This window comes from Ostreibacterium oceani (assembly GCF_009362845.1).
Lineage (GTDB): Bacteria > Pseudomonadota > Gammaproteobacteria > Cardiobacteriales > Ostreibacteriaceae > Ostreibacterium > Ostreibacterium oceani.
This window is the reverse complement of sequence record NZ_WHNW01000006.1, coordinates 76,222-102,839: the sequence shown is the minus strand read 5'-3', so window position 1 is coordinate 102,839 and position 26,618 is coordinate 76,222. Positions and strand designations below refer to the sequence as shown.

The 26,618-nt window shown below is 46.9% G+C and carries 22 protein-coding genes and 2 tRNA genes; 6 read left to right on the top strand and 18 right to left on the bottom strand.

What is annotated here, in order from left to right; translation table 11 throughout:
* Nucleotides 1-131 precede the first annotated feature (131 nt).
* The 9 genes from GCU85_RS06495 to cobA form a co-directional block, all read right to left on the bottom strand.
* Nucleotides 132-222 (bottom strand) — tRNA-Ser (locus GCU85_RS06495).
* A gap of 257 nt (nt 223-479) precedes the next feature.
* Entirely contained in the window at nt 480-2,576 is a 2,097-nt protein-coding gene (gene pnp, locus GCU85_RS06490; protein WP_152810375.1) for a polyribonucleotide nucleotidyltransferase, read from the bottom strand.
* A gap of 268 nt (nt 2,577-2,844) precedes the next feature.
* Complete coding sequence (gene rpsO / locus GCU85_RS06485; protein WP_152810374.1) at nt 2,845-3,111, bottom strand: 30S ribosomal protein S15; 267 nt, start codon at nt 3,109-3,111, stop codon at nt 2,845-2,847.
* A 172-nt stretch (nt 3,112-3,283) separates the two neighbouring features.
* Nucleotides 3,284-3,430 (bottom strand): hypothetical protein, encoded by a 147-nt coding sequence (locus GCU85_RS09985; protein ID WP_218110580.1) that lies wholly within the window; start codon nt 3,428-3,430, stop codon nt 3,284-3,286.
* Between the two features lie 23 nt (nt 3,431-3,453).
* On the bottom strand, nt 3,454-5,100 hold the full coding sequence (locus GCU85_RS06480; RefSeq protein ID WP_152810373.1) for a sulfate adenylyltransferase subunit 1: 1,647 nt from the start codon (nt 5,098-5,100) through the stop codon (nt 3,454-3,456).
* A gap of 50 nt (nt 5,101-5,150) precedes the next feature.
* A complete protein-coding gene (gene cysD, locus GCU85_RS06475) occupies nt 5,151-6,053 on the bottom strand; it encodes a sulfate adenylyltransferase subunit CysD (RefSeq protein ID WP_152810379.1) in 903 nt (300 codons plus the stop codon).
* 297 nt (nt 6,054-6,350) lie between these two features.
* Nucleotides 6,351-6,989, bottom strand: a complete 639-nt coding sequence (locus GCU85_RS06470; RefSeq protein ID WP_152810372.1) for a phosphoadenosine phosphosulfate reductase domain-containing protein — start codon at nt 6,987-6,989, stop codon at nt 6,351-6,353.
* Complete coding sequence (locus tag GCU85_RS06465; protein ID WP_152810371.1) at nt 6,982-8,739, bottom strand: NADPH-dependent assimilatory sulfite reductase hemoprotein subunit; 1,758 nt, start codon at nt 8,737-8,739, stop codon at nt 6,982-6,984. The genes GCU85_RS06470 and GCU85_RS06465 overlap by 8 nt, the downstream gene beginning before the upstream one ends.
* Nucleotides 8,740-8,787: 48 nt before the next feature.
* Nucleotides 8,788-9,618: a uroporphyrinogen-III C-methyltransferase gene (gene cobA, locus GCU85_RS06460; protein ID WP_152810370.1), complete on the bottom strand. Its 831-nt coding sequence runs from the start codon at nt 9,616-9,618 to the stop codon at nt 8,788-8,790.
* Nucleotides 9,619-9,882: 264 nt separating this feature from the next.
* Between cobA and GCU85_RS06455 the strand changes: the two genes are divergently transcribed.
* Both GCU85_RS06455 and GCU85_RS06450 read left to right on the top strand, forming a co-directional pair.
* Entirely contained in the window at nt 9,883-10,317 is a 435-nt protein-coding gene (locus tag GCU85_RS06455; protein WP_152810369.1) for a sirohydrochlorin chelatase, read from the top strand.
* 126 nt (nt 10,318-10,443) lie between these two features.
* Entirely contained in the window at nt 10,444-10,914 is a 471-nt protein-coding gene (locus tag GCU85_RS06450; RefSeq protein WP_152810368.1) for a hypothetical protein, read from the top strand.
* Between the two features lie 204 nt (nt 10,915-11,118).
* Here the strand turns inward: GCU85_RS06450 and secA are convergent, their stop codons facing one another.
* Complete coding sequence (secA, locus tag GCU85_RS06445; protein ID WP_152810367.1) at nt 11,119-13,839, bottom strand: preprotein translocase subunit SecA; 2,721 nt, start codon at nt 13,837-13,839, stop codon at nt 11,119-11,121.
* A 326-nt stretch (nt 13,840-14,165) separates the two neighbouring features.
* Here secA and GCU85_RS06440 point away from each other — a divergent pair, with 326 nt between their 5' ends.
* The 3 genes from GCU85_RS06440 to GCU85_RS06430 all read left to right on the top strand — a co-directional run bounded on the left by GCU85_RS06440 (nt 14,166) and on the right by GCU85_RS06430 (nt 17,919).
* A complete protein-coding gene (locus tag GCU85_RS06440; RefSeq protein WP_152810366.1) occupies nt 14,166-14,624 on the top strand; it encodes a hypothetical protein in 459 nt (152 codons plus the stop codon).
* Nucleotides 14,625-14,961: 337 nt separating this feature from the next.
* Nucleotides 14,962-16,941 (top strand): acetate--CoA ligase, encoded by a 1,980-nt coding sequence (gene acs, locus GCU85_RS06435; RefSeq protein ID WP_152810365.1) that lies wholly within the window; start codon nt 14,962-14,964, stop codon nt 16,939-16,941.
* 48 nt (nt 16,942-16,989) lie between these two features.
* Complete coding sequence (locus tag GCU85_RS06430; protein WP_152810364.1) at nt 16,990-17,919, top strand: 1-aminocyclopropane-1-carboxylate deaminase/D-cysteine desulfhydrase; 930 nt, start codon at nt 16,990-16,992, stop codon at nt 17,917-17,919.
* A gap of 364 nt (nt 17,920-18,283) precedes the next feature.
* Here GCU85_RS06430 and lptB read toward each other — a convergent pair whose 3' ends face one another.
* From lptB to GCU85_RS06390, 8 genes are all read right to left on the bottom strand, one after another.
* Entirely contained in the window at nt 18,284-19,006 is a 723-nt protein-coding gene (lptB, locus tag GCU85_RS06425; protein WP_152810363.1) for an LPS export ABC transporter ATP-binding protein, read from the bottom strand.
* 55 nt (nt 19,007-19,061) lie between these two features.
* Nucleotides 19,062-19,664: a lipopolysaccharide transport periplasmic protein LptA gene (gene lptA, locus GCU85_RS06420; RefSeq protein WP_152810362.1), complete on the bottom strand. Its 603-nt coding sequence runs from the start codon at nt 19,662-19,664 to the stop codon at nt 19,062-19,064.
* Nucleotides 19,661-20,329, bottom strand: a complete 669-nt coding sequence (gene lptC, locus GCU85_RS06415) for an LPS export ABC transporter periplasmic protein LptC (protein WP_152810361.1) — start codon at nt 20,327-20,329, stop codon at nt 19,661-19,663. The genes lptA and lptC overlap by 4 nt, the downstream gene beginning before the upstream one ends.
* Nucleotides 20,320-20,949: a KdsC family phosphatase gene (locus GCU85_RS06410; RefSeq protein WP_218110579.1), complete on the bottom strand. Its 630-nt coding sequence runs from the start codon at nt 20,947-20,949 to the stop codon at nt 20,320-20,322. The genes lptC and GCU85_RS06410 overlap by 10 nt, the downstream gene beginning before the upstream one ends.
* Nucleotides 20,950-20,994: 45 nt before the next feature.
* Nucleotides 20,995-21,972 (bottom strand): KpsF/GutQ family sugar-phosphate isomerase, encoded by a 978-nt coding sequence (locus tag GCU85_RS06405; protein WP_152810377.1) that lies wholly within the window; start codon nt 21,970-21,972, stop codon nt 20,995-20,997.
* A 22-nt stretch (nt 21,973-21,994) separates the two neighbouring features.
* Nucleotides 21,995-23,041, bottom strand: a complete 1,047-nt coding sequence (locus GCU85_RS06400) for a quinone-dependent dihydroorotate dehydrogenase (RefSeq protein WP_152810360.1) — start codon at nt 23,039-23,041, stop codon at nt 21,995-21,997.
* Between the two features lie 244 nt (nt 23,042-23,285).
* Nucleotides 23,286-24,587 carry a hypothetical protein gene (locus tag GCU85_RS06395; RefSeq protein WP_152810359.1) on the bottom strand — a complete coding sequence of 434 codons (1,302 nt, stop codon included), beginning with the start codon at nt 24,585-24,587 and terminating at the stop codon, nt 23,286-23,288.
* Between the two features lie 280 nt (nt 24,588-24,867).
* A tRNA-Met gene (locus GCU85_RS06390) sits at nt 24,868-24,944 on the bottom strand.
* Nucleotides 24,945-25,277: 333 nt separating this feature from the next.
* Between GCU85_RS06390 and GCU85_RS06385 the strand changes: the two genes are divergently transcribed.
* Nucleotides 25,278-26,531 carry a sarcosine oxidase subunit beta family protein gene (locus GCU85_RS06385; RefSeq protein WP_152810358.1) on the top strand — a complete coding sequence of 418 codons (1,254 nt, stop codon included), beginning with the start codon at nt 25,278-25,280 and terminating at the stop codon, nt 26,529-26,531.
* Nucleotides 26,532-26,618: the final 87 nt, after the last annotated feature.

Here is a 26,618-nt window from a genome sequence, read left to right as displayed (position 1 = left end):
GTTACTTCCTATGTTACCATAAAGGTGAGATTTTATAGTTTATTATGATAGCTTATGGAACAAAGATTTTAGACTAATCCCTTGCTAGTAAAGAGTTTTGAGGTTTTCTGAAGTGCTATGAAATATTGAAATGGCGGAGAGTGAGGGATTCGAACCCTCGATACGCGATTAACGTATACACACTTTCCAGGCGTGCGCCTTCGACCGCTCGGCCAACTCTCCAATACTAAGTGCAGCATCCCTACCGCACGTGTTCTTATTGTTACTTCGTGCTTTCTTCGTGCTTTCTTCGTGCTTTTTTTGTACTAATGGCTAGGTTGCCACTCATAATAATCAACTGGCATCAATGTCCCTGGCCAATCTCATCGTTTGCGACGTTTGCAACAATAGCCCCTGCGACAGGGGCTATATTATACCGCCAACCGAAATATCGGCAACCGGTTTATCAGGCTATTTAAGGCTTAAGGCTATTATGCCACTTAGTTAGTGCCTAATTCAGAAGGCTTCATGGTTAAACGAACCTTGCCTTGGCGATCAATTTCTAGCAATTTGACTTGCACTTTATCACCCTCTTTGACGATATCGCTGACAATTTCCACACGCTCATCGGTGAGCTGCGAGATATGTACCAATCCATCTTTACCTGGCATAAAGGTAACAAACGCACCAAAATCAAGCACTCTAGCCACCGTACCTGAGTAAATCGCGCCGATTTCAGGCTCGGCAGTAATGGCCTCAATCATGGCTTTGGCGGCATCAGCAACTGTCTTATCGACAGCGGCAATACTGACTTTGCCATCATTTTCAATCTCTATCGTGGCGCCCGTTTCTTCGGTGATTTGGCGAATCACTGCCCCGCCTTTGCCGATAACGTCTTTGATTTTATCTGGGTGGATATGAATATTGATATACCGTGGTGCAAATTCAGATACGTCAGCTTTGGGGGTTGCAATCACCTGCCCCATTTCGCCAAGGATGTGAATTCGTGCATCTTTGGCCTGCGCTAGGGCAATTTCCATAATTTCTTGGGTAATGCCTTGGATTTTAATGTCCATTTGTAGTGCAGTAATGCCATCTTTTGTGCCTGCCACTTTAAAATCCATATCGCCCAAGTGATCTTCATCGCCCAAAATATCTGTCAATACGGCAAATTGGTCATTGTCTTTGATAAGCCCCATCGCAATACCTGCAACAGGTGCTTTGAGTGGCACACCCGCATCCATCAACGCAAGGCTAGAGCCACAAACAGACGCCATCGAACTCGACCCATTAGATTCAGTAATTTCAGACACAATACGAATAGTATACGGGAATTCATCAACTGATGGCATTACGCCCAGCACGCCGCGTTTTGCTAAACGGCCATGACCGATTTCACGACGTTTGGGGCTGCCGACCATACCTGTTTCACCGACACAGTACGGAGGGAAGTTATAATGGAACAAGAAATTATCCTTGCGTTCACCTGCGAGTGAATCAATAATCTGAGCATCGCGTGCCGTACCCAACGTGGCAACGACTAAAGCCTGTGTCTCACCACGGGTAAATAGCGCCGAGCCATGCGTTCTAGGTAGTACTTTGGTACGGATGTGTAGCGGACGGACTGTTTTGGTATCACGGCCATCAATTCGTGGTTGGCCTGCCAAAATACGGCGACGCACAATGATTTTTTCTAAGTCATGCACGTACTCACGAATCACTTTTTCAGCCCATTTCGGCTCGTCTGAATCGCCAATCAGTTCGTTAACAACGGCATCCGTCACTTCATTGACTGCATCATGGCGCTTCATTTTTTCAGAAATTTGGTAGGCAGCGGTCAGTTTATCATCCGCTAAACGGTTAACCTCATCAATCAATTCGCGATCTTTTTCAGGGGCGACCCACTCCCATGGTGTCACGCCGACTTTAGCGGCCAATTCATCAATCGCATTAATAACCGTTTGCATCGCATTATGCCCAAATACGACCGCACCCAGCATTTCGGCCTCAGTCAAGCCACTGGCCTCAGATTCGACCATGAGTACGGCATCGCGTGTTCCCGCAACAACCAACTCTAACGCCGAAGATTTTAGCACTTCACTCGATGGATTTAATAAATACTCGCCATTTTGAAAGCCGACTTTTGCAGCGCCTACTGGTCCATCAAACGGCACACCCGCCAAGGCTAATGCCGCAGAAGACCCAATAATGGCTGGAATTTCAGTGGAAACTTCTGGATTCATCGAAACCACGGTGGCAACGATTTGGACTTCGTTTTTAAAACCCTCAGGGAATAGTGGTCGTATCGGACGGTCAATCAAGCGACAGATTAGGGTTTCTTCTTCTGATGGACGTCCCTCGCGGCGGAAAAACCCCCCAGGAATTTTTCCTGCGGCATAAGTCTTTTCCTGATAATTGACGGTCAGTGGGAAAAAATCTCGACCTTCGTCTGCTTCTTTTTTCGCAACGACTGTGACGAGAAGCGCGGTACCATCTACATCAATAAGCACCGAGCCTGAAGCCTGACGTGCAATTTCACCGGCCTCTAAAGTAACGGTGTGTTTGCCATACTGAAAACTATGTGTAACTTTGTTCATTTGCTTTACCTACTTAATTACCTACGATTGAATCAAGCACAGCACCCAGTGCTGCACAACTAAACTAGGCGTGCAAATTCACTCTCTTTAACCAATACCAAACTCAAAAAACATCGAGAAAAACCTCAAAAAACCTCAAGCAAAACCGCCAGTTTATTTTGAATTTCACATTCACTAAAGACAGGGAACTCACACGCGCCCAAAATGATTACGACCAGACATAAAATAAAAGGGGCAAATCGCCCCTTTTATTAACTAACCGTATTGATTATTTACGCAAACCAAGCTTTGCAATCAACGCCTGATAACGGTCGACATCTTTTTTCCTTAAGTAAGTTAGATGCTTGCGTCTCGCATTAACCATCGAAATCAACCCGCGACGCGAGTGATGGTCTTTTTTGTGCGACTTAAAGTGATCTTGTAAGTCATTAATACGATGCGTTAATAGCGCCACCTGAACCTCAGGTGAGCCAGTATCTTTGGCATCTTTGCCAAATTCATTAATAATCGTTTGTTTCTGTTCTGTTGTAATCATTTTTTAAAACCTTATTTAAATTGGATCAATGTTAAAAAAGTTCGTCTACATCATTGCTAAAAAGCAACTTCAAATTAACCTAGCGTATTGTAACACCGCCCCGCCTAGACACAAACTAATTTATCAAAAAAACCGTCTAACCTTGATGGCTAAAACCTTTCGTTAGCAGCTATTACAAATAGCAAATAGCAAATTGGAAATAGTCATTGCCCACGACGATACTAATGGCGATACTAATGGCGATACTAATGGCGATACTAATGGCGATACTAATGGCGATACTAATGGCGATACTAATGGCGATACTAACGACGGTCAAACGACAGCCGAACAACGATCGGACTACAACCGACAGTCCCACTGCGCCAAGGCGGATTTAAATTGGGCAATTGCTTTTTCATCCCAATGCGGATAATAGCGCGTAATTAATTCTGCTAGGGCTTGCTCAAAACTATCCGTTGCATTTAACTCGGCTTCATCCGTTGCTAGCACTTCTCGCACCATGACCGCGGCAACGGTAGCATGGGTTTGGCGATCAATCAAAATGGCGCTTCCCGTCGCTGGAATCGTGTCGTAAGCATCGACACCAATCGACTCAACTAACGCAATTTTTGCCGTAAAAATTCGGTTTAACGTGGATGTCGCCTGCGCGGCAAATGGTTTTACCTGCTGTTGATTGACATCGACCTCTGTTTGCAATTCGGTGATTTTAGCCGTCACTAATTTACTGCCAATTTTCAACCAATACCATTGGCCGAGCCGAATCGATTGCTTAGCCAGCCACACCAAGTCCACGATAAACTGATTACTGATACCGACCTTGTCATTGGTATCAATATCATCAGCACCAATATCATCGGCATGAACCAGCATATCACCCCGCGTTACATCCAATTCATTGGACAGCGTCAGCGTGATTGCATCGCCCTGATAAGCATAGGGCTGCTCTCCTGCATAGGTAACAATGCTTGCAATATGCGCCTGTTGACCAGAGGTAACATTTTGCACCACATCGCCGACACCAACCCGTCCACTGGCAACTGTGCCTGCATAGCCACGAAAATCCGCATGCGGACGCGACACCCACTGCACAGGAAATCGTAACGGCGCTTTGGTTGATTGCTTAGCCAGCGGAATACTTTCTAACGTCGCTAACAAAGGCAGACCACCGTACCAAGGCATGTGGCAGGTAGGCGCTACCACATTATCGCCTAACAACGCACTGACTGGGATAAAAACGATTGACTCAAACCGAAACGCCCTAGCCGCCAGTTGATAATCCTCACAAATTTTATCATACTGCGTCTTGTCGTAATCAATCAAATCCATCTTATTAACCGCAACAATGAGTTGCTTGATACCCAATAAATCACACAAATAACTATGCCGCCGCGTTTGTGTTTGTATTCCTTTGCGGGCATCAATGATGACAATCGCCGCATCACAATGAGATGCGCCAGTGACCATATTGCGAGTATATTCTTCATGTCCTGGGCAATCCGCAATAATAAATTTACGTTTATCCGTGGTGAAGTAGCGGTACGCGACATCGATGGTGATGCCTTGTGCTTGCTCGGACTGCAGCCCATCGACCAAACTGGCCAAATCAATCGTTGCCGTTTGCGTTACCGCTTGCGTTGCAGACAACGCCGCTTGGTTAGCCTCATCGGCCTGTTGCTTGACCTGCTGCTTGATGTATCGCTTGGGCTGTCGGGTAATTGCTGCTAACTGGTCTTCGAATATCGCCTGACTGTCATAGAGCAAACGCCCTATCAAGGTTGACTTACCATCATCCACACTACCACACGTTAAAAATCGCAGCATGTCTTTGGCTTGATGCTGGCGTAGATAGACCTCAATCTCCGCTTCGGCAGCCTGCTCTGCACTGATTTCTACGCGGTGATTCTCTTTTCGTTCGCTTGTTTCTCGTTTGTTTGCTTCTTGTTTGCTTGCTTTGTCAGCCGATTGCTGTGATGATTGAGTCTTCATCTTGTCCTCGTTTTTTTGCGTTGTTTTTTTGCGTTGTTTTTTTACTTTGCTTAGAAATAGCCATCGATTTTCTTTTTTTCCATTGCTGCAACGTCATCTTTATCAATCGTACGTCCTTGCCGTTCTGACGTTTTACTGACCAACATTTCTTGAATAATTTGTGGCACGGTTGTTGCACTGGATTCAATCGCACCCGTTAACGGATAGCACCCCAGCGTACGAAAGCGCACGCAGCGTTGCTCGACCTGTTTACCGACGATAGACATTCGTTCATCAGCCACCATAATTAACGTGCCATCGGCCTGCTCAACCACGGGTCGATTTTTGGCAAAATACAGCGAGACCAAGGCAATATTCTCTAAATAAATATATTGCCAAATATCTAGCTCTGTCCAATTGGATAACGGGAACACGCGGATACTTTCACCCGTATTGATACGTGCGTTGTACAGTCGCCATAATTCTGGACGCTGATTTTTGGGATCCCAGCGGTGATGCTTATCACGAAACGAATAAATGCGCTCTTTAGCACGTGATTTTTCTTCGTCTCGACGAGCACCCCCAAAAGCCGCATCAAACCCATATTTGTCTAGGGCTTGTTTCAGCCCTTGTGTTTTCATCATATCGGTATGCCGCTGGCTGCCATGGACAAATGGGTTGATATTCATGGCCAACCCTTCGGGGTTTTTGTGCACAATGAGTTCCACACCTAATTCTGCTGCGGTTGCATCGCGAAACTGAATCATTTCAGGGAATTTCCAATTCGTATCCACATGCAACAAAGGAAACGGAATACTGCCAGGGTAAAAGGCTTTTTTTGCCAAATGCAATAACACCGCCGAATCCTTGCCCGCCGAATACAACATCACGGGGTTTTTAAATTCGGCGACGACTTCTCGTAAAATAAAAATAGCTTCGGCTTCTAGCTGTTGCAAATGCGTCCTGACTGGCATTGGCTGAGGCGACGTCTGAGGCGGCATCTGAGGCTGCGGCTGTGTGTTTGCGCACCTATTTTGCACCACGCCGAATCCGACCACGCTTTGCGGCTGATTGTGCTGTCGCCCAATAATGGACTGGCTTTCATGCTGATTTCCATGCTGATTCCCATGCTGATTTTCACGATTTGACATTATTTATTACCTCAACTACGTGTATTGTTTTTGTCGGACACCATTGCCAGACACTATTGCCAGACACCATTGCCAGACACCATTGCCATAAATCATTGCAGGCAACATAACCAAGTCTCGCTATTGCAAATGTAGCCCACATTCGCGCCTTGCTGGTCCTTTGGTTGGGTCATAATAAGTCAGCGCATTGGGTAGATCATGAGTCGTTAAGTACGCCTGTAGTTGCGCTGTTTTCCAATCAATCAAAGGCGCTACTTTGACAATACCCTGCGCCGTGACCGATACAGGAGACAACCCCGCGCGATAATCCGTTTGCTCTTGACGAATGGCCGTTAGCCAAAAGTCAGGCTGATAAGCCGCTAAAAACGCATTAAATGGCGCAATTTTAAACAGCTGAGTAAATTCATCGTGTCGCGCATCATCGATCTCAGGCACACCGCCATTCAACGCGGCATAGCGCGCCACTGTCATTTCAGGTGTCACCACATGAAGCTTAAGCGGTAACCGCTTTTGCAGTGCTTGGGCTAACTGATACGTCGCGGCCACGTTATAGCCTGAATCCACCCATAACACATCAACCGCTGGTTTTATTTGCGTCACCATATGCAACAACACGGCCTCAAACGGTGAAAAGTTGGTGGTCAGCAGTAAGTTCTCTGACTGTTTTACTGCCCACGCAATCCGCTCTTGTGCCGTCTGATGGACTAACGTGGCATTTATTTCATCGAGTTGAATCGTTTGTTGCAAGCGCTCATTCATTACGCCGTCTCCTCGTTTTGGTTTTTTTATTCTTTTCTGTTTGTTGAGCATCGATTAACTGCGCACGTATTTGTTCAAATCCCAAGCGGCGAATAAAATCACCCAGTCTTTCGCTTTCATTGCTTTGCTGCCGCCAGCAATAAAACAATTTGTCCAAAGCCGTTATTATTTGATTTTCATCCAAATTATCAACAAGCAGCGCCGCCAATTTTGTCCCCTCTGCACAGCCACCACCAAACAGAGAATAGGTTTGCTTACTACGCCCGACCAAGGCGATTTCAGCCGTGTAGGGTCTTGCACAACCATTGGCGCACCCTGTCATGCGAAAAACAGGTGCGCGCGCACTCAGCCCGTACTTTTCGAGTTGCGCGTTAATTAGGGATAAATACTTGGGTAATACGCGCTCACCTTCATTTAGCGCCAAGCCACACGTCGGCAGCGCGACACACGCCAGCGCACGCTGGTCTAACGCAGTAATCTGGCTTTCCCGTACACCAAAATATTCGAGTATCGACTGTGCGGCGGCTTTATCCCGAATGCCGAGTAGTAATATATTTTGATCCGCACACAACTGGATATCCAGCGTATATTCGGCTACCAATGCCGCGATAGCAGACTTTAACCGTCTGCTCTGACAATCAATAATACGCCCTGCAGTTAAGTGTAAGCCATAAGCCCAATACCCATCTGGCATCAAATGCCAGCCGAGCACCGATGGGCTTTTCCATGTAGGCAGTGGCAAATCCAACAACTGCGTTTGACTTCGCGCCTCAACTTGCCCGCGCATCCAATCGATACCTTTTTCGGCTATCACATACTTTAGCCTTGCATGCTTTCGGTTAGCACGGTCTCCAAAATCACGGTGAATAGCAACAACCGCCTCTGCCACGGCAATCAAATTCGTCACCGAAAACCAGCCCAAACAGTCGGCAACACGAGGGAAAGTTTCTACTTTATTGTGCGTCATCCCCATGCCACCACCGACAAACAGAAAAAAACCATCCAGCTGATTGCCATCATCAAATGTCGCTGCAAAACCCATGTCATTACTATAAATATCGACTGAATTATTGCCCACGACCGTCATTGCTATCTTGAATTTTCGTGGCAAATACGTATCACCATAAAACGTTTCATTATCAGCGTCCTTGGTTTGTCCGTTTACTACTTGCCCGTTTACTACCTGTTCGTTCAGCACCTGTTTTTTATTTAACCATATTTCATGGTAGGCATTTGTTTTGGCTAAAAAATGATTGGACAATGCCACCACAAATCGGTCCAACTGAGAAATACGGGGGTCTTGCCAAGGATTTTCTGCCTGAGTGACATTTCGAACCACATCGCCACAGGCACCCTGCGTCGTTATCAACACCGCATTAATCTCGGCAATCGTTTGCTTTAGCTCACGTTTTAGCACACCATGCAACTGTAAACTTTGGCGTGTTGTCACACGCAAAGATTGGTCTTTTGCAAAACGATTGGCCACCGCATCCCACGCCAAATATTGCGATGCAGAAAGCCTGCCACCAGGAATACGTCCACGAATCATCAAAGAAAACTCACGATTTTTACCTTGGCGCGCCTTTTCCTGTCTACTATCTCGATCATCTTGCTGGTAAATACCATGCGTTTTTAATAAATCACACGTCGCACTATCAAATTGGTCACGATCATTAGCCAGCTCATTCGCGATATTCCCACGCAACCCCAATGATTCTCGTTTAATAATTTCTATTTTACTTTCTTTCATTGCCACTGCCCCTTTCACTGCCCCTTTTTCGCGCTTTTTTACCACAGACTAAAAAACAACCCTCTGAATACCACCAACACTCGACCAATTTACAGGTGCGCGTGCCAGCAAACCTGCGGGAATACGAGACATCAACCCGCGTTCACTTGCTAACGCCATCGCCGCTACGTCACCGATAACAATCAACCCAGGGGCGCTGCTAAGATCTTCTGCGATATCGTCTTCAATACTTGCTTGCGCGAGCGTCTCTAAGGTGTAGCGCAGCGTTTGCTGATTCGCCATCGAACCATTTAGCACGATAGCAACGGGTGTTACTCTCGGCGCGCCATGTGCAATTAATTTGGTCGCGATGGCGTTTGCGCACCTCAACCCCATATAAATCAACAAAGTACCATCGCAATTCGCATAATACCGCCAATGCTGTGTTGTTTTTTTCAGCAAACTCGCCCCTTCTACGACAATCAATTGATTCGATACGCCACGGTGCGTGACTGGAATACCCGCTAACCCAGTCACGGCATTAAGGGCCGACATCCCTGGCACAATTTCGAATGCAATGCCTGCCGCCTTTAAGGCCAGTGCTTCTTCTCCGCCACGCCCAAAAACAAATCCATCGCCCCCTTTGAGCCGCACCACAGACTTCCCTTGGTGCGCATAATCGATTAACCGTGTATTAATTTCAGCCTGCGTCATTGCATGTTGTTGGTATCGCTTACCAACAAATAGGGTTTTTGCTGACACTGGAAACAAGGCTTTAAATCCTGAAAAATCAATTAACGCATCGTATAAAATCACCTCAGCACGTTGCAAACACTGGTAACCCCGCAAGGTTAAATAGTCTGGATTCCCAGGGCCTGCACCAACAATAGTCACTGTCATCGTATTACTTCCTATTCAAGTTAATCGCCGCATTAATCACCGCATTAATCACCGCATTAATCACTACGTTAATCGTCTAATTAATCGTTAGCATAGCGGATGTTGATTCACGACAAAAACAACCAATTGGACTATCTTAGTCTTTATTATTCTTAGACGATTTGGCTATACTAAACGCCGTTAAATTGCGGGCAATTCCGCTCGAACGTTGTCGCGTTTGCGGTTTTTTCTTTATACTATTGATAAAGATAAGACGGAGATACCATGAATACAAATAATGCACACAATGAGAAACAAAATAATCAAAGCAATCAAAGTAATCACAAAGCATTACTCATTACGGCACACGGCAGCCGTCTCGCCAGTGCCAACGAAGAAATTCGCAGTGTCTGTAACAAAATACAACAACACCCCCGCTTTTCAGAACACTATTCAGCGGTTTATGTGGGCTTTCTCGACTGCGAAAAACCCAGCATCCCTAGCGCCCTCAATCAAATACAACTCGACGGGTTTCAACATATTGACGTTTTTCATTACTTTCTAACCAACGGGCAACACGTTAACCAAGATGTCCCTGCTATGATGACCGCATTCCAACACGCTAACCCGCATATCCAGCTGCATGATTTAGGCTATTTAGGCGAATGGGTGATGGAACAAATCACCTCGGGTGTGTTACCATTTGCACAAACGGGCTGAAAATTGGCTTAAAAATCAGGTCAAAAATTGGCTTGAAAATTCAGGCAACCACCCTATTTATAAAGGTAAGGTCGCTAACCCCAAGGTCGCTAACCCTTAACTCACATTACACAGGATACCAACGCAATGAAACTAGAACTCAATGAACAAGAAACCCAGACCCTCATAGAAATGCTCACCATGTCAGGCTATATCCTCACGCAAGCCAGCGACAATGCCATTTCCAAAGCAGAAAACATGCACGAATTAATCCAAAAAATCTATCAACAGGCACAATCAAGCAGTATGCCTGAGTCATTCGACCAAGACGATGCAACCGATATGATTTTCCCCAATGCCGACATCATGTCAGGCAGTGAAGACAGTCCGCTATACCTACTCAAAAGCTACAACGAATATGCCGCGGCTGATGTACTATCTCAACAACTCAGCCTGCGCGATGCCAGCGAAAAACATGGTATGCCACAACCCAGCGAGTCTGGAGAGTTTGACCCCGCGTTTATCGACACCTTTATTGCACGACAAAATGACTATTTAGACGAGTTTTCACAGAACGGCTTTAACAACGTCAAAGTATCACGTATCCAGCTCAGCTAACGCAAGGCAGTCCCCATACGCCAACCATACGCCAAGTAATTGATTGATATTGATTGATACGGCTCCACGCATAAAAAAACGCCACGGTTGGTGGCGTTTTTTTATGCGTTCGCTAGCCCAACACACCAACTCAGTGCACCAGCCTAATGCGCTAGACTAACACATTAGTCTAAGCACACGCTACTAAGCACACACTGCCACACACTACGCTAAGCGCCCGTGGCAATGTTTGTATTTCTTACCTGAGCCACAGGGGCACAGTTCATTACGGCCCACTTTTGGGTATTCTGATGCGGATTGCGCCGCCTGATCAAGCTCACTCGCTTGGTTTGAACTATCCGCCAACCCGTCCGCCTCTGGGTGCTGGTATGCGGCGTTTTCCAGTGTTTTCTCATCCTTCATCGCTTCTGCGGCGATGGGCTGTTCTCTAAATTGGACTTTGGCAAAAAACTGTGTGATATGCTCGGCAACCTTATCTAAAAACGATTGAAACACATAAAATGCTTCACGCTTGTATTCTTGACGCGGGTCTTTTTGCGCACGACTCGCTCGCAGCATAATCCCTTGCTTTAAGTAGTCCATGCTCTGCAAATGCGCACGCCACTGCTCGTCTAAAATCCGCAGACTCATGACCCGTTCAAAAGCTTGTCGCCAATTCGCATCGGCATTTTCCATTTTTTGATCATAATTGGCAGACAGTGTATCCATCAACCAACTTTTAATTTCTTCTGTGGTCAATTGCGGGTTTTCTGCAATGAGGTCATCCACCGTTAGCGACAAACCATAATCGGCCATGACGGCGTTTTCTAGCCCTTGCTTATCCCATTGAGACGGCATCGCCTCAGGTGGCAAGTAATTATCGACCATCGCACCGACCGCAGATTCTCGTAAATCAACCAGCATGTCAGCAACGCTCTCTGACTCCATAATTTCATTTCGTTGCTGATAGATAACCTTACGCTGTTCGTTTGAAACATCATCGTATTCAATCAAATTTTTACGTGCATCAAAGTTATGTGCCTCGACCTTACGCTGGGCATTTTCGATTGCATTAGAAATCATACGGTGTTCAATGGCTTCATCCTCGGTCATCCCCAATTTTTGCATCATGCCCGCCATCTTGGGTGAAGCAAAAATACGCATCAGGCTATCATCGAGTGATAAATAAAATTTAGACGAACCAGGGTCGCCTTGTCGCCCCGCACGTCCGCGCAACTGATTATCAATTCGTCGTGATTCGTGGCGTTCTGTACCAATAATACGCAAACCACCTGCCGCAACAACGGCATCGTGGTCTTGTTGCCACTTGGCTTTTACTTCAGCCATTGTCTTATCATCCACCCCTTCTGGGTTATTTTCTGCCAAGGTGCGTAGCTTGGCTTCCAAATTGCCGCCTAATACAATATCTGTCCCACGCCCCGCCATGTTCGTTGCAATCGTGACTGCACCTAAACAGCCTGCATTCTCAATGATATGCGCCTCACGTTCATGCTGTTTCGCATTCAGCAACTCAAAAGGAATATCCGTTGCTTTGAGTTGTTCGCCGATAGCCTCAGACACTTCAATTGACGTCGTCCCTACCAAGACTGGCTGCCCTCGCTTATGGCTGTCAATAATATCTTCGACAACGGCGCCGAATTTGCCCTTGGTATTTAAGAAGACCGCATCGGCTTCGTCCGCACGACGTACGGGCAAATTGGTTGGCACCACAATGGTTTCCAAATCATAAATTTGCTGAAATTCCGCCGCTTCAGTATCTGCTGTCCCTGTCATACCAGCGAGTTTATCGTATTGACGGAAAAAGTTCTGAAAAGTAATCGATGCCAATGTTTGATTTTCTGATTGTATCTCCACGCCTTCTTTGGCTTCAATGGCTTGGTGAAGCCCTTCCGACCAACGCCGACCCGGCATCGTCCGCCCCGTAAATTCGTCTACAATCACAATTTCACCGTTTGAGACAATATAGTGGTCGTCTTTATGATACAAATTATGTGCGCGCAAACAGGCATTTAAATGGTGGAACAAGCGGATATTGGCAGGGTTATAAATAGACTCCTCTGCCGTCAACAACCCCGCATCGCGTAGTAAGCGTTCGACTTTATCGTGACCATCGTCAGTCAAACCAACCGATTTGTCCTTTTCATCCACCGTAAAATCACCAGCCGCTGAATCATCGGTTTGTTTGTGTAAATGCGGGACAATATTATTCAGGCGCCGATAGATGTCGTTATCTTGGTCAACGGGCCCCGATATAATCAGCGGTGTCCTTGCCTCATCAATCAGAATCGAGTCAACTTCATCAATAATGGCAAAGTTCAATGTCTTTTGTAAGCGGCTCTCGACATCAAGCGCCATATTCGTGCGCAAGTAATCAAAGCCCAGTTCGTTATTCGTGCCGTAAATGACATCACACTCATAAGCAGCGATTTTTTCTTCGATGGGCATCTGCCCGACACAAACACCTGTGGTCAGCCCCAAAAACTCATAGAGTTTACCCATTTGTTCGGCATCACGTCGCGCGAGGTAATCGTTTACCGTGACGACATGCACGCCATTCCCTGATAAGGCGTTAAGGTAGACGGCCAGCGTTGCGACTAGGGTTTTGCCTTCGCCCGTGCGCATCTCGGCAATCTTACCCATATGTAACACAATACCACCGATTAATTGCACGTCATAGTGGCGTAGACCAATGGTTCTAATTGCGGCTTCACGGCAGACGGCAAACGCTTCAACCAGCAAATCATCCAACGTCTCACCCGCGGCGATACGCGATTTAAACGCGGTGGTTTTTGCTTGCAAATCCTCATCCGATAACGCTTGCATTTTTGATTCTAGCGCATTAATCGCATTCACTTTTTTAGTAAGTGATTTAATAAAACGATCATTGCGAGACCCGACAATTTTACTGGCTAATTTTCCTATCATTACGTTGTGTTGCCTATATTTTTTATTATTAGTGAAAGATTTTTTCTGTACCTTGCGCAGTGCCCGTGTCAAATAATTGCGCTGACATACGGCAAAATTGCGTTATAATTAACGGATGCTTTCGTTAATTAATTGCATCAACACCCATTGACATCGTCATTAACATCACCATTGACATCGATTAACATCGATTAAATAGGGCATTGTGCATGACAAATATCGCAATATGATAACGCATTTCGACAGCGAGTAGCCAGTAATTTCATGAAATTAACCCCAACACACTATCCAGCACACTGCCCAACACACTACCGAAACTTATAATTATGGTCGATGATAGTCATTTTCAAGGTAATATCGCAGAAGCACTCTATTTTTTTCAAAATAACGGGAAAAACCGTCATTTATGGCATCACCCTGATTTTTCAGACACGCTTAAAAAGCTGGACAATATCAAAGCCTCCCTGCACGTACTAAAAAAACACCTGCCAAAAAAATACCACGATTACGTCCGATTTTCTCAGCCTAAAACGGTCTGGAATCTGCATGTCGAGAAAACACTAATTGGCAATCAACTCAATTTATTGCTAGACGAATTATCGCTACGTATTGCCAAAGATATTGGTTACGCACCACGCCTCAAAGTCATTGTGACACCCGCAAACTGGAAAAACAGCGGCTTTCCGCTTTTTTACACGCCATATTCGGCAATCAAAACACCTGACAAAGAAACGGCACAGCGCATTTTACAGGCGTTTATCAATGGTCACGACGACATCGAATGACATCGAATGACATCGAATAGCCGCTGTCACCGCAACCTAGCTGCCAAGCTTATTTACAACGCTTATTTACAACGCTCATTTCAACGCCTACTTCAGCACCTAATTGACACCGAACAAGCTAACCTAACCCAATCTAGGGGTTTACATTGGGTGAATTTTTCTCTACAGTATGGACTAACGTTATAGCAGCCATCAAAACCAGCCCTCAAATTTAGTCATTTGACGCCCCTATTTTGACAGCGACCGACAGCGACCGAATACGACGACAAAGACGATAACCGCAAAGACGACAATACCAAAGACAAAACCGCCAGACAATCACAGGAGCATTCGAACCATGAGCGATGACAAAATTCATTTTAACGGATCACACCACCTAATCCATGATTTCAAGCATTATCAAACGCTTTATCAGCAGTCAATTGACACGCCTGATGCCTTTTGGGGTGAAGTCGGTCAGCGACTGGATTGGTTTAGCCCTTATACAACCGTTGCCAACGCGCATTTCAAAGACAATCACGAGATTAAATGGTACGAAGACGGCACGCTAAATGCCTGCTATAACTGTATCGACCGCCATTTACCCGACAAAGCCAACGACACCGCAATTACTTGGCAAGGCGATAACCCCGACACCTACCAACGCATTACTTATCAAGCACTCTACAACGCCGTTGGTAAATTCGCCAATGGGCTCAAATCGCTGGGCGTTAAAAAAGGCGACCGCGTGATTATTTACCTGCCCATGATACCTGAGGCGGCTTATGCGATGCTCGCGTGCGCACGAATTGGCGCTGTCCATTCTGTGGTGTTTGGTGGATTTAGTGCCGAAAGCTTGGCCAGTCGTATCAAGGACTGCCAAGCAGCCTATGTGATTACCGCTGATTTTAGCACACGTGGCGGCAAACGCATCCCCCTAAAAAACAATGTCAATAAGGCGTTGGAAAGCACTAGCGATATCGTAAAACGGGTCATTACCATCTATACCGATGGCGATAATGATAACAACGGTAATAGCGGCAGTAATAGCCACGATTATAGCGAGGACATACCCGCAAATACAGAGAGGGAAATCGCCTATCACACACTGATTAACGCACAAAGCCCTGACTGCGAACCCGCGGTAATGAACGCAGAAGACCCCTTGTTCATCCTATATACCAGCGGCTCAACGGGAACACCCAAAGGCGTACTCCACACCACAGGCGGCTACCTCGTGTACGCCGCTTACACGCACGAAGTGCTATTTGACTATCGACCTGGTGAGTTATTTTGGTGTACTGCTGATGTGGGTTGGATTACCGGGCATACCTATATGATTTATGGACCGCTTGCCAACGGTGCCAACACGCTACTCTACGAAGGCATACCCACCTACCCTACGCCAGCACGATTTTGGCAGATTTGTGAGCAGCATCGCGTCAACATTTTTTATACGGCGCCCACAGCTATTCGTTCATTAATGACCGAAGGCGAGCAATACGCGACGGGTCATAATTTATCCAGTTTGCGTATTTTGGGCTCAGTCGGCGAGCCCATTAATGTCGAGGCGTGGCAGTGGTACCACCAGCATATCGGCAACAAAACCTGTCCGATTGTTGATACGTGGTGGCAAACCGAAACGGGTGGGCATATGATTGCACCGATTCCTTATGTTTGGGATCAGGTGCCTGGCAAAGCCACCTTGCCTTTTTTTGGCGTTAAACCCGTTTTGCTTGACGAAAAAGGCCAAGAAATCACCGCGCCAGACCACGAAGGCAGCCTCGCCTTTAAACACAGTTGGCCTGGGCAAATGCGCACCGTCTATGGTGACCACCAACGCTTTATCGACACCTATTTCCAGACCTTTCCTGGATACTATTTCAGCGGTGACGGTGCCATTCGTGATGCCGATGGATATATTCGCATCACGGGTCGTGTTGATGATATCCTCAATATTTCAGGGCACCGCATGGGCACGGCGGAACTCGAGGATGCGTTTAACCTACACCCCAAGGTTGCAGAAACCGCCGTTGTGGGTTATCCACACGACATCAAAGGACAAGGATTATATGTTTATGCCACGCTTTTCAAAGGCGAAACGCCCAGTGACGAACTAAAAAAAGAACTCGTCGCTTGGATACGTGAAAAAATCGGCCCAATCGCCACGCCAGACAAGCTACATTTCACGCCCGAATTGCCACGAACCCGCTCGGGCAAAATTATGCGGCGTATTTTACGCAAAATCGCCGAAAATGACATTGACGGCATTGGTGACGTGTCGACACTGGCTAACCCCGCCATCGTTGAAACGCTGATTAAAACACGGATTGCATAGTGTGGGTTGCATAGTGTGGACGGCATAGTGCGTATAGGATAGCTTTTTATGCCACCTTGCAACGCATTAATCGAAAAAACCTTCAGCCACCTACCCGAAACGCCACTATCGTACCTGACCACGATAAAGGGCGTTCGGGTTTGGGTTAAACGCGATGACTTAAATCACCCAACGATTAGCGGCAACAAGCTACACAAACTCAAATACAACCTCCTTGCTGCTTGGCAATCACAACAAGCCGTAATTAGCTTTGGCGGGGCTTATTCTAACCATATCGCCGCCCTTGCCACTGCAGGACAATTATTCGATTTAATCACTGTTGGCATTATTCGTGGTGAAGAACTACACGACAAAACTCGCTGGTCACCTGTGCTGCGTCGCGCCGAGAGCGACGGTATGCAACTCCACTTTGTGTCGCGCGATGCCTATCGTAACAAAACAAACGACGCACATATTCAGGCGATTATCAGACACTACCCCCATGCCGCCGTTATCCCAGAGGGCGGCAGCAATAGCCTCGCAGTCAACGGGGTGGCCGAATGCATCAAAGCGCTCAAGTCACAGTGCCACGCAGTACCGACTTTCGACCCACAACACACGGCTCTGTTTAGCGCCTGTGGCACTGGCGGCACACTGGCAGGGTTTATTGAAGGGCTGTACCAGTTTGACTTTCCAATCCGCATTGTGGGTATCAATGTACTTAATAACGACGCCCAATTACAAACCCAAATCACCCAACTCGCCCGCCATCATCCCGCCGTTAATTGGCAATTAATCAATCAGTATACTTTTGGCGGGTATGCCAAAACACCCCCTGAGCTACAACGCTTTGTTACCGATATCCAGCGCCAATTTGCACTGCCGTTAGAACCAATTTATACAGGCAAGCTAGTCTATGCGGTGTTTGATTTACTCAATCAACACGCGCTGCCCAACCTTCACGATGCTATTATTTATCACAGTGGCGGGTTGCGCTGATGGGTTGCGCTGATGGGCTGTGTTCAGCTGTGTTTAGCTATAGTGGACAATAAAGCCCTCAGACGAGGGCTTTATTTATTCGCATCATTGGTATTTAGGCGTTAAGTGTAGCCGTTAAGTGTAGCCGTTAAGGCGCGCGATGCAACCACGCCGATAAGTTACACCCGACGCAACGCGCCGCGAGAAGCACCCAGCGCACCAAATGCACCCAGCACACCAAATACACCCAGCACCGCCACCCTTGATTGTTACCGTTTTATTACAAAAATGCATATTAGCATAACTCAAACCATCAATCGCCCATGCGGTCAATGTAGCAAAGCCTTTTGATAGCAAGTTTTAAGGCCATATTTTGCAACCATCACTAAATACTAAAATCATGCCCCAAGTACACGTCGCGGACTTGTTGGTTGGCGAGGATGTCGCTGGCACTGCCCTCAGCAATCACCATCCCCTCGGACATAATATACGCACGGTCGCAGATTTGCAGGGTTTCGCGGACGTTATGATCGGTGATGAGTACCCCGATATTACGCTGCTTTAAATGCAAAATGATATTTTTAATCTCCTGAATCGAAATCGGATCAACGCCAGCAAACGGCTCATCTAACAAAATAAACTGCGGGTTGGTCGCGAGACTACGTGCTATTTCGACACGCCGACGCTCACCACCCGACAGGCTAAGCCCCAATTCGTCTTTAATATGCGTAATACTCAGTTCTTCTAACAATTGCATGGTGTTGTCCGTCGCGGTTTTTTTCGCCATGTTTTGCATTTGTAACACGCAAAACACATTGTCAAATACGGACATTTTACGAAAAATAGACGCTTCCTGCGGCAAATAACCAATACCCAGACGGGCGCGTTTATGCATTGAATAGGTCGTAATCTGTGTGTCGTTTAGCATAATGCGACCTGCATCAGGTCGAATCAGCCCGACCGTCATATAAAAACTGGTCGTTTTACCCGCACCGTTTGGCCCTAGCAAACCAACGACCTGCCCTGTTAACACAGAGAAACTAGCCGAATTAACCACGGTACGTTTATTGTAGCTTTTTGAAATATTGTCGACGCGTAATTCAGCCATGATTGCCTGTGTAGTAGATAGTCAATTAATAGAGGGGGAATTAATAGAGAGACAATTATTGCGTGCGTGGTTGAAATGTCATCTCAACCCGCGAACCGCCGATAATCTCTTGACTTAGATCGTACGTTAACGTCGCACCGCGAATCACATCGCTACCTTGCTCGACTTGGGCGTTATCGGTCAGTGTGACTATTTTATCCAAAATCGTGTACTCGACGGTATTCCCCTGCCCAAGTATCGGCTGTTGCTGCCCTAAATATTCAAACTTAGCGGGCTGCCCTGTTGCCACCATACGCTCAACCGCATTATTGGTCAGATAAATCGTCAGCTTATCTGCCCAAATCGTTGACACGCCCTGCGTGACTTTGACATTGCCTTCATAAATAGCGACACCCGCAAGCTGGTCGTAACTGCCTTTATCTGCCGTTAAATCAATTGGCAAACTCGTACTGTCCGAACTCGTACTGTCCGAACTCGTACTGTCCGAACTCGTACTGTCCGAACTGGCATTGTCTGCGCTGGTATTGTCTGCGCTGGTATTTTCCTGTGTTGGCGCTTTATCAGGTTCGGCAGCAACGACCTGCGACTGCAAACTGGTTATCATCAACAACATCATAGTAAAGCAACTAGTAAAGCAACTAAGGCGGATTCGTTTCATCGTGGTTCTCCTGAAGCAGGTTGATATTGCGCGCTGACATTGCCAGCAAAATCGAGGGTTTCTTGCGCCAAATCAACATTGAATTCATCAGCATGCTTGACACCTAGACGATGACGAATCACCACAGGGCGCTCACTGCTAATGCGTTCATTGTCGGCATCATAGCGCATATCCTGGCCTTTGATGGTGATTTCGTCCTCGGTATCTGGCATACGAATAATTAGCGCATTGTCTTGCAGCTGCAAGGTATTTTTATCACCAGACAAGCTGGCTTTTGCTGCACTGGCTTGCCAAGCTAATACGGGGCTATGTGATAATGAAGCGGGTGATACAGCTGGCGGTGAAGTTGGCGATGAAGTTGGCGATGAAGTTGGCGACACCGATGGCGGCGCTGTCTGTGGCTGGTATATCAACACGCGCGGCGAGACAAATGCTGTGCCGTATCGGTTAGAATATTCAATGACTTCATCGCTGGTTAATTGATACTGCAACTGATGGGTCGGCGTATAATACTGCGCAAAGACACCATAAGCCGTCACCATCGGTTGGGTAGGCATTGGGGCTTCGCTGACTTCTAGCTCAGATTCCACTGTCTTTAGTAGCCAAAAACTACCGACCGCAAGCATCGCCAAACCAACAAACCCAATACTTGTTTTTACTTGCATGGCGTCAAAAATCCTGCTTGGATCGCTGTTAGCTTATCCTGTGCCGCTAAAATCAGCTCGATAAATTCACGTACAGCACCTTGACCGCCTAATCGCGTAGAAACCCACAGACTATGCTGCTTAACAAACGCATCCGCGTTGGCTACCGCCGCAGGCAGCCCGACTTGGCGCATCACGGGCAAATCAATCAAGTCATCGCCTAAAAAAGCAACCTCGCTATCCGCTAGCTGCAAGTCTGCTTTAATTAACTGGTACTTTTCATGCTTGTCAATCACGCCTTGGTAAATATGTGGCATAGAAAATTTAGCAAATCGCGCAGTCACCGCCGTAGACACATTCCCAGAGATAATCGCCACGTCAATGCCTGCACGCAATAATAGCGCAATCCCCAAACCATCCTGACTATCAAACGACTTACACTCTTTGCCATCAATAAAATGCAACTGTCCATTTGTCAGCACGCCATCGACATCAAAAATCACCAGCTTAATGGCTTTGGCAGCCACTAACACCGCATCCGCATCCGCATCCGCATCCGCATGAGCGTGCGACTTTGTACCGCGGTTTGTCGTCAAATCGGACGTGCGCTTTATATTGTCTGGCATTACTCTGTCTGGCATTGCTCGCTATCCTGCTGATTAATCATATTATCTTTTTGATTCATTTTAGGCAATTCCAGCGCGTAGCAAATCATGCATATTCATTGCCCCGACAAGCCGTTGATTCGCATCCACCACAGGCAACGCAGAAATTCGCCGCACTTCCATTAATTGCAATGCCTCAGCCGCCAACGTCGTCTCTTCAATCACAGTTGCTGCGTTTTGCATATAATCGGCCAAGCACATTGCCGACAAATCAATCGCGCCACCACGTTGTTTGTTTAGTACACGCCGCAAATCGCCATCGGTAAACACCCCCATAACCTGATGTGCTAAATCCACGATAATAACAAACCCCATCCCCCCTTGCGACATCACCATGACCGTATCTAATAACGTCGTTTCTGGACTGGCCATCGGTATTTCATCGCTTGTTCGCATAATGTCGCACGTAAATGTGAGCAATTTTTTACCTAATTTACCGCCAGGGTGTGAACGCGCAAAATCTTCAGCATTAAAGCCTTTGGCCTGTAGCATCGCAACGGCTAACGCATCGCCTAGCGCCAACGTCGCTGTCGAGCTTGCTGTCGGGGCTAAATTAAGTGGACAGGCTTCTTTCGCCACAGAAATATCCAAGTGTACGTCGGCTTGTTTGGCCAGCGTTGATTGTGGATTGCCTGTCATGGCAACCAAGGGGACGCTTTGACGTTTGATGATGGGTAAAATCGCCAGCACCTCATCGGTTTCACCTGAATAAGACAACGCTAAAACAGCGTCTTGGGGGGTAATCATGCCCAAATCCCCGTGGCTGGCTTCCGCAGGGTGGACAAAAAACGCAGGCGTGCCTGTGCTTGCAAGCGTTGCGGCAATTTTGCTGCCGATATGTCCTGATTTCCCCATGCCAATGACCACCACCCGACTGGATACACCAAGCAATAATTCACACGCCGCATCAAAGTCATCATCGATGCGTTCAATCAAGTCGGTAATCGCAGCGGCTTCTATTTGTAGGGTTTTTTTTGCTTGTGTTTGATAGATAGACATACGAGATAGGCGATACGATACGCTAGTGGGTCGCTGCAGATGACGCAGATGGTGCAGATGGCGCAGATGGGGTGAATGGCTCATTCACCAAACTGCTAATCAACTGTGGCCCTTGGTAAATTAGCCCTGTGTATAATTGGACTAAGCTAGCACCTGCTTGAATTTTTTCCTCAGCATCGGCACGAGACATAATACCGCCAACGCCAATAATAGGCACATTCCCAGCCAACACACTGGATAAGGTCTTAATGACCTGTGTCGATTGCGCCGTCAGTGGACGGCCTGACAACCCACCCGCTTCATCACCGTGAGGCAAGTGTGACACGGCAGATTTATCAATGGTGGTATTGGTTGCAATTACACCATCAATCGCACTGGCTTTAAAAATTTGCGCCAACTCAAGCAACGCGGCTTCTGAAAAATCGGGGGCAATTTTTAGTACGATGGGTTTATAGCCGTAATCTTGGCTGAGTTGAGACTGCGTTTCTTTTAATAAGTCAATCAACACCTTGATACTATCGGTGTCTTGCAGCGAACGCAGCCCTGGTGTATTGGGGCTAGAAATATTCGCGGTAATATAATCCGCCACAGGGTAGACCGTTTTGAGTGCGGTTATATAGTCGGTGAGTGCCGCATCGGCGGCGGTTGCTTTATTTTTTCCGATATTCACACCCAGTATCCCGTCAAACTGCACACGGCTGACATTGTCAACCAACTGTTTCGCACCGTGATTATTAAACCCCATACGATTAATTAACGCCTGTTGACTGGGTAACCTAAATAAACGCGGCTTAGGGTTGCCTGATTGTGGCAGTGGCGTGACCGTGCCGACCTCAATAAACCCAAACCCAAATTTAGCAAGGCTGGCCACATGCGCGCCATCTTTATCCAACCCCGCTGCCAACCCGACACGATTAGGAAAACGCAAGCCCATCACCGTGACAGGATCCGTCTCAAGATTTGGCTTAGGCAGCACGCACGCCAGTTTATCCAACGAATTCAACGCCAAATGATGGGCTTTTTCAGGGTCTAAGCTAAACAGTAGTGGTCGTAGCGCGGTATACAGCATAAATGTCTTTGGTTTGTTTTTATGGTTTGTCTTTACGGGCTGATGGTGTCAGTTTACCGTCAAAGCGTATCGATGAAATGTGTCGATAAACTGTGTCGAAAAATCGTCATCATTGCATGAATTGATGACGCTATTTTACCGACACTTACCCATTCAGACAATCGTTATCTTATGCTTATTTGTCTATGCTAACTTTCTGATGCTGATTTTTCAACAATCTGCCATTATTGCTAATCGCGTTACCTTAGCTCGAACTTATCCGCAACCAATATCGCAATCCATAAACCGATAACGCAGACAGAACAACCAACACCAACAAAGATAACCAATTAGCAACGGGTATCGGTGACAGGTTAGCATTCGAGGCACGGATTTCATTGCGAATCTCTGCTGTCGCCCCTAATACAGGCACAGGATTGGGGGGCTGGGTATAATCCGGTGCCAACCAACTCGAACCCGCAGGCGCTGTTGGACGACTGGTTTGTGACACCGTACAGTTTGTCGAACCACTTGGCACAGGCACACTGACACTATTTGCCAATTGATTCAACGCCAATGTCACCGTCGCAGGGTATGTCGCTGTAGGGGTCTCACAATTCACCGAAAATTCATAATCCCCAGCCACACCCTCAACAGGCGCATTTAATAGACTCACGGTAACTCGCAATCCGCCTGCCGTACACGAGTTATTCACCGCATCCAAGAATGCGGGGGCGATTTTTCCTTGGTTTGCAGGGTAAACAGGAGCTACTGAAGTAAGTAAAGATGCATCAACCACGCCAAATAGACACGCCCCAGCCCCTGCATACGACTGGCTCTCGGGCACAAACACCCCAGAGACATTATCGAGTGGGTCGCCAACGGGCGGTATTACCGCACCAGGTGCTAGATAAAGCGCATTCGCCGCGGGCACATCATTTAAATCGGTAGTAACGCCTAATTTAAGCGGGTCTAGCCCGGCAAAACTCGCAGAAACCGGGATGGATGTATTCAACGGGCTATCAAAAATTATGCCACGGGGAGGCCCTAATGCCACGGAAAAGCCTGTAGCACTGTTGATTGTATCGCGCATCAGCGCAACGACGTTGGTCGCACAACACCCATCATTAAACATGATAAAGCTTTTGGCGAGTTTATTCTGAATCGCTGCATTGATTTGCGCCCAGTTACCCGTATCGATACTTTTGTAGGCTGCCATGGTAATCACCACATCATAAGGTCCTGGCGCATCCGTAAAAGTACTGGCCGTCACGGCACCTGGCGTATTTAAAATCGATAGCGTGGTGACATTGGCCGCCCCCACGACTGCGGCAAACTCGTTTTGCGCATTGGTCACACCGTTGACAAAATCAGTCGTCTGCACCGCTGTCAATCCAACGTTATCGGTGGCCAAAATCAACACGCGCTGCTGCGCCATTGCTGCACCTGAGAATGCTGAGCACACAATCATCAGCACCCACAACATCCATTTTAATTGATATTTTAATTGATAGGTCAATGTGCCAGCCAGACTATCTATTCCCTGATCTACTTTTTTATCATTCATTTGAAACACTTTACCTTACTCCTCTTGTAGTTATTCCCGGCATGATTCCCGTTTAAAAATTTTGCTGTCAATAATAGCACAAAAAAAAAGCAAAGCAATTTAAATAAGCACTTGGGACTACTTTTTAGTCATTTAAAAATAAGTAGATAAGGGCAGGTATAAGGGCAGGTAAAAGTAGGTACAGATAAAAACGGAAACGACTAGAACAGGGAAAACGACTAGAACAGGGACTACTAAATATTAAATCAGCGTCTGTAGGTAGAATGATGTCACATGGAATTGGTGGCTATGACTAGATTCGAACTAGTGACCCCATCATTATGAGTGATGTGCTCTAACCAACTGAGCTACATAGCCAACTTTGAGAAGCAAAGATTATCAACATTTATGCCTAGGCTGTCAAGTATCTTTTGCATCAACTGTCAACAAAATGATTAACGCAGCCATCAGCCGCGCCTAACAAACCAGCCGCCACCTGATTGCCACCTGATTACCACGCTGATTCAGATACGAACCATATACTGGGCGACATGCTGGGCGACATACTGACTCACATACTGGGTGATAAGCATAAAAATACAACAAATGCGACGCTTTTTAAAAAAATAAAGCATTGCACTAGATATCATCGCATAGTCGTGATATGTTGAGCGTATTCGATTTAATCCACTTTACAACCTCGCAAAACGTATGCAAAAATATTCCGCGTTATCATTGATTAAACAGGCATTTAGCCAGCACAAAAACTGGCAACAAGCGTGGCGCAACCCAACCCCCAAATCCCACTACGATGTCATTATCATCGGTGGCGGCGGGCATGGGCTGGCCACGGCGTACTATTTAGCTAAAAATCATGGCATTACCAATGTTGCCGTGATTGAAAAAGGCTACCTAGGCGGCGGCAACGTCGGCCGCAACACCACGATTGTGCGCTCTAATTATTTATTACCCGAAAACAATGTGTTTTATGAATTCGGCATGAAACTATGGGAAAAACTCTCCCTTGATTTAAACTATAACGTCATGTTTTCTAGCCGTGGCGTGTTGAATTTGGCACATACCTCGGGACAATTGGATGGCTTTCGTCGCCGTGCCAACGCGATGCGCCTGCAAGGGGTCGATGCCGAATTACTCAATCGTGACGCGGTCAAATCCTTTGTCCCAGGGATTAACCTAGATAACGAACGATTTCCCATACACGGCGGCATTTTACAGCGACGCGGCGGAACTGCCCGCCACGATGCCGTTGCTTGGGGTTATGCACGTGCAGCCGATGCCTTTGGGGTTGATTTAATCCAGCAATGCGAAGTCACTGGCTTTATTCGTGAGAACAACCGCATTGTCGGCGTACACACCAACCGCGGCGATATTCGCGCGGCCAAGCTCGGTATGGCGGTCGCGGGTTCTAGCTCTATTTTGGCCGAAAAAGCAGGGTTTCGACTGCCCATCGAGTCGCATGTGCTGCAGGCCTTTGTGACCGAGTCCATCAAGCCCTTTTTAGATACCGTGGTCACTTACGGTGCTGGGCATTGCTATATTTCGCAATCCGACAAAGGCAGCCTTGTCTTTGGTGGCGATTTAGATATGTACAACAGTTATGCCCAACGCGGCAACTTGCCTGTGGTCGAAGATGTCTCTGCGTTGGCGCTACAGATGTTCCCGCAGATGTCGCGACTGCGCCTGTTGCGTTCGTGGGGTGGCATTATGGATATGTCGATGGATGGCTCGCCTATTATTGACAAATCTCCTGTTGACGGCTTATTTGTCAACGCAGGGTGGTGTTATGGCGGGTTTAAAGCCACGCCTGCATCAGGCTGGGCGTTTGCCCATACCATTGCCACGGGCGACGTCCACGAAATTAACGCGGGATTGCGCTTAAATCGATTTGAATTAGGACTGAGCATTGATGAAAATGGCAAAGGTCCTGTGCCAAAACTGCACTAAAACATGCGCTAGTAATAAATACCAGTAATAAACAAGCACTAGTAATAGCACACCTTTACATGACACAACAATTTAAAAAACAAACCA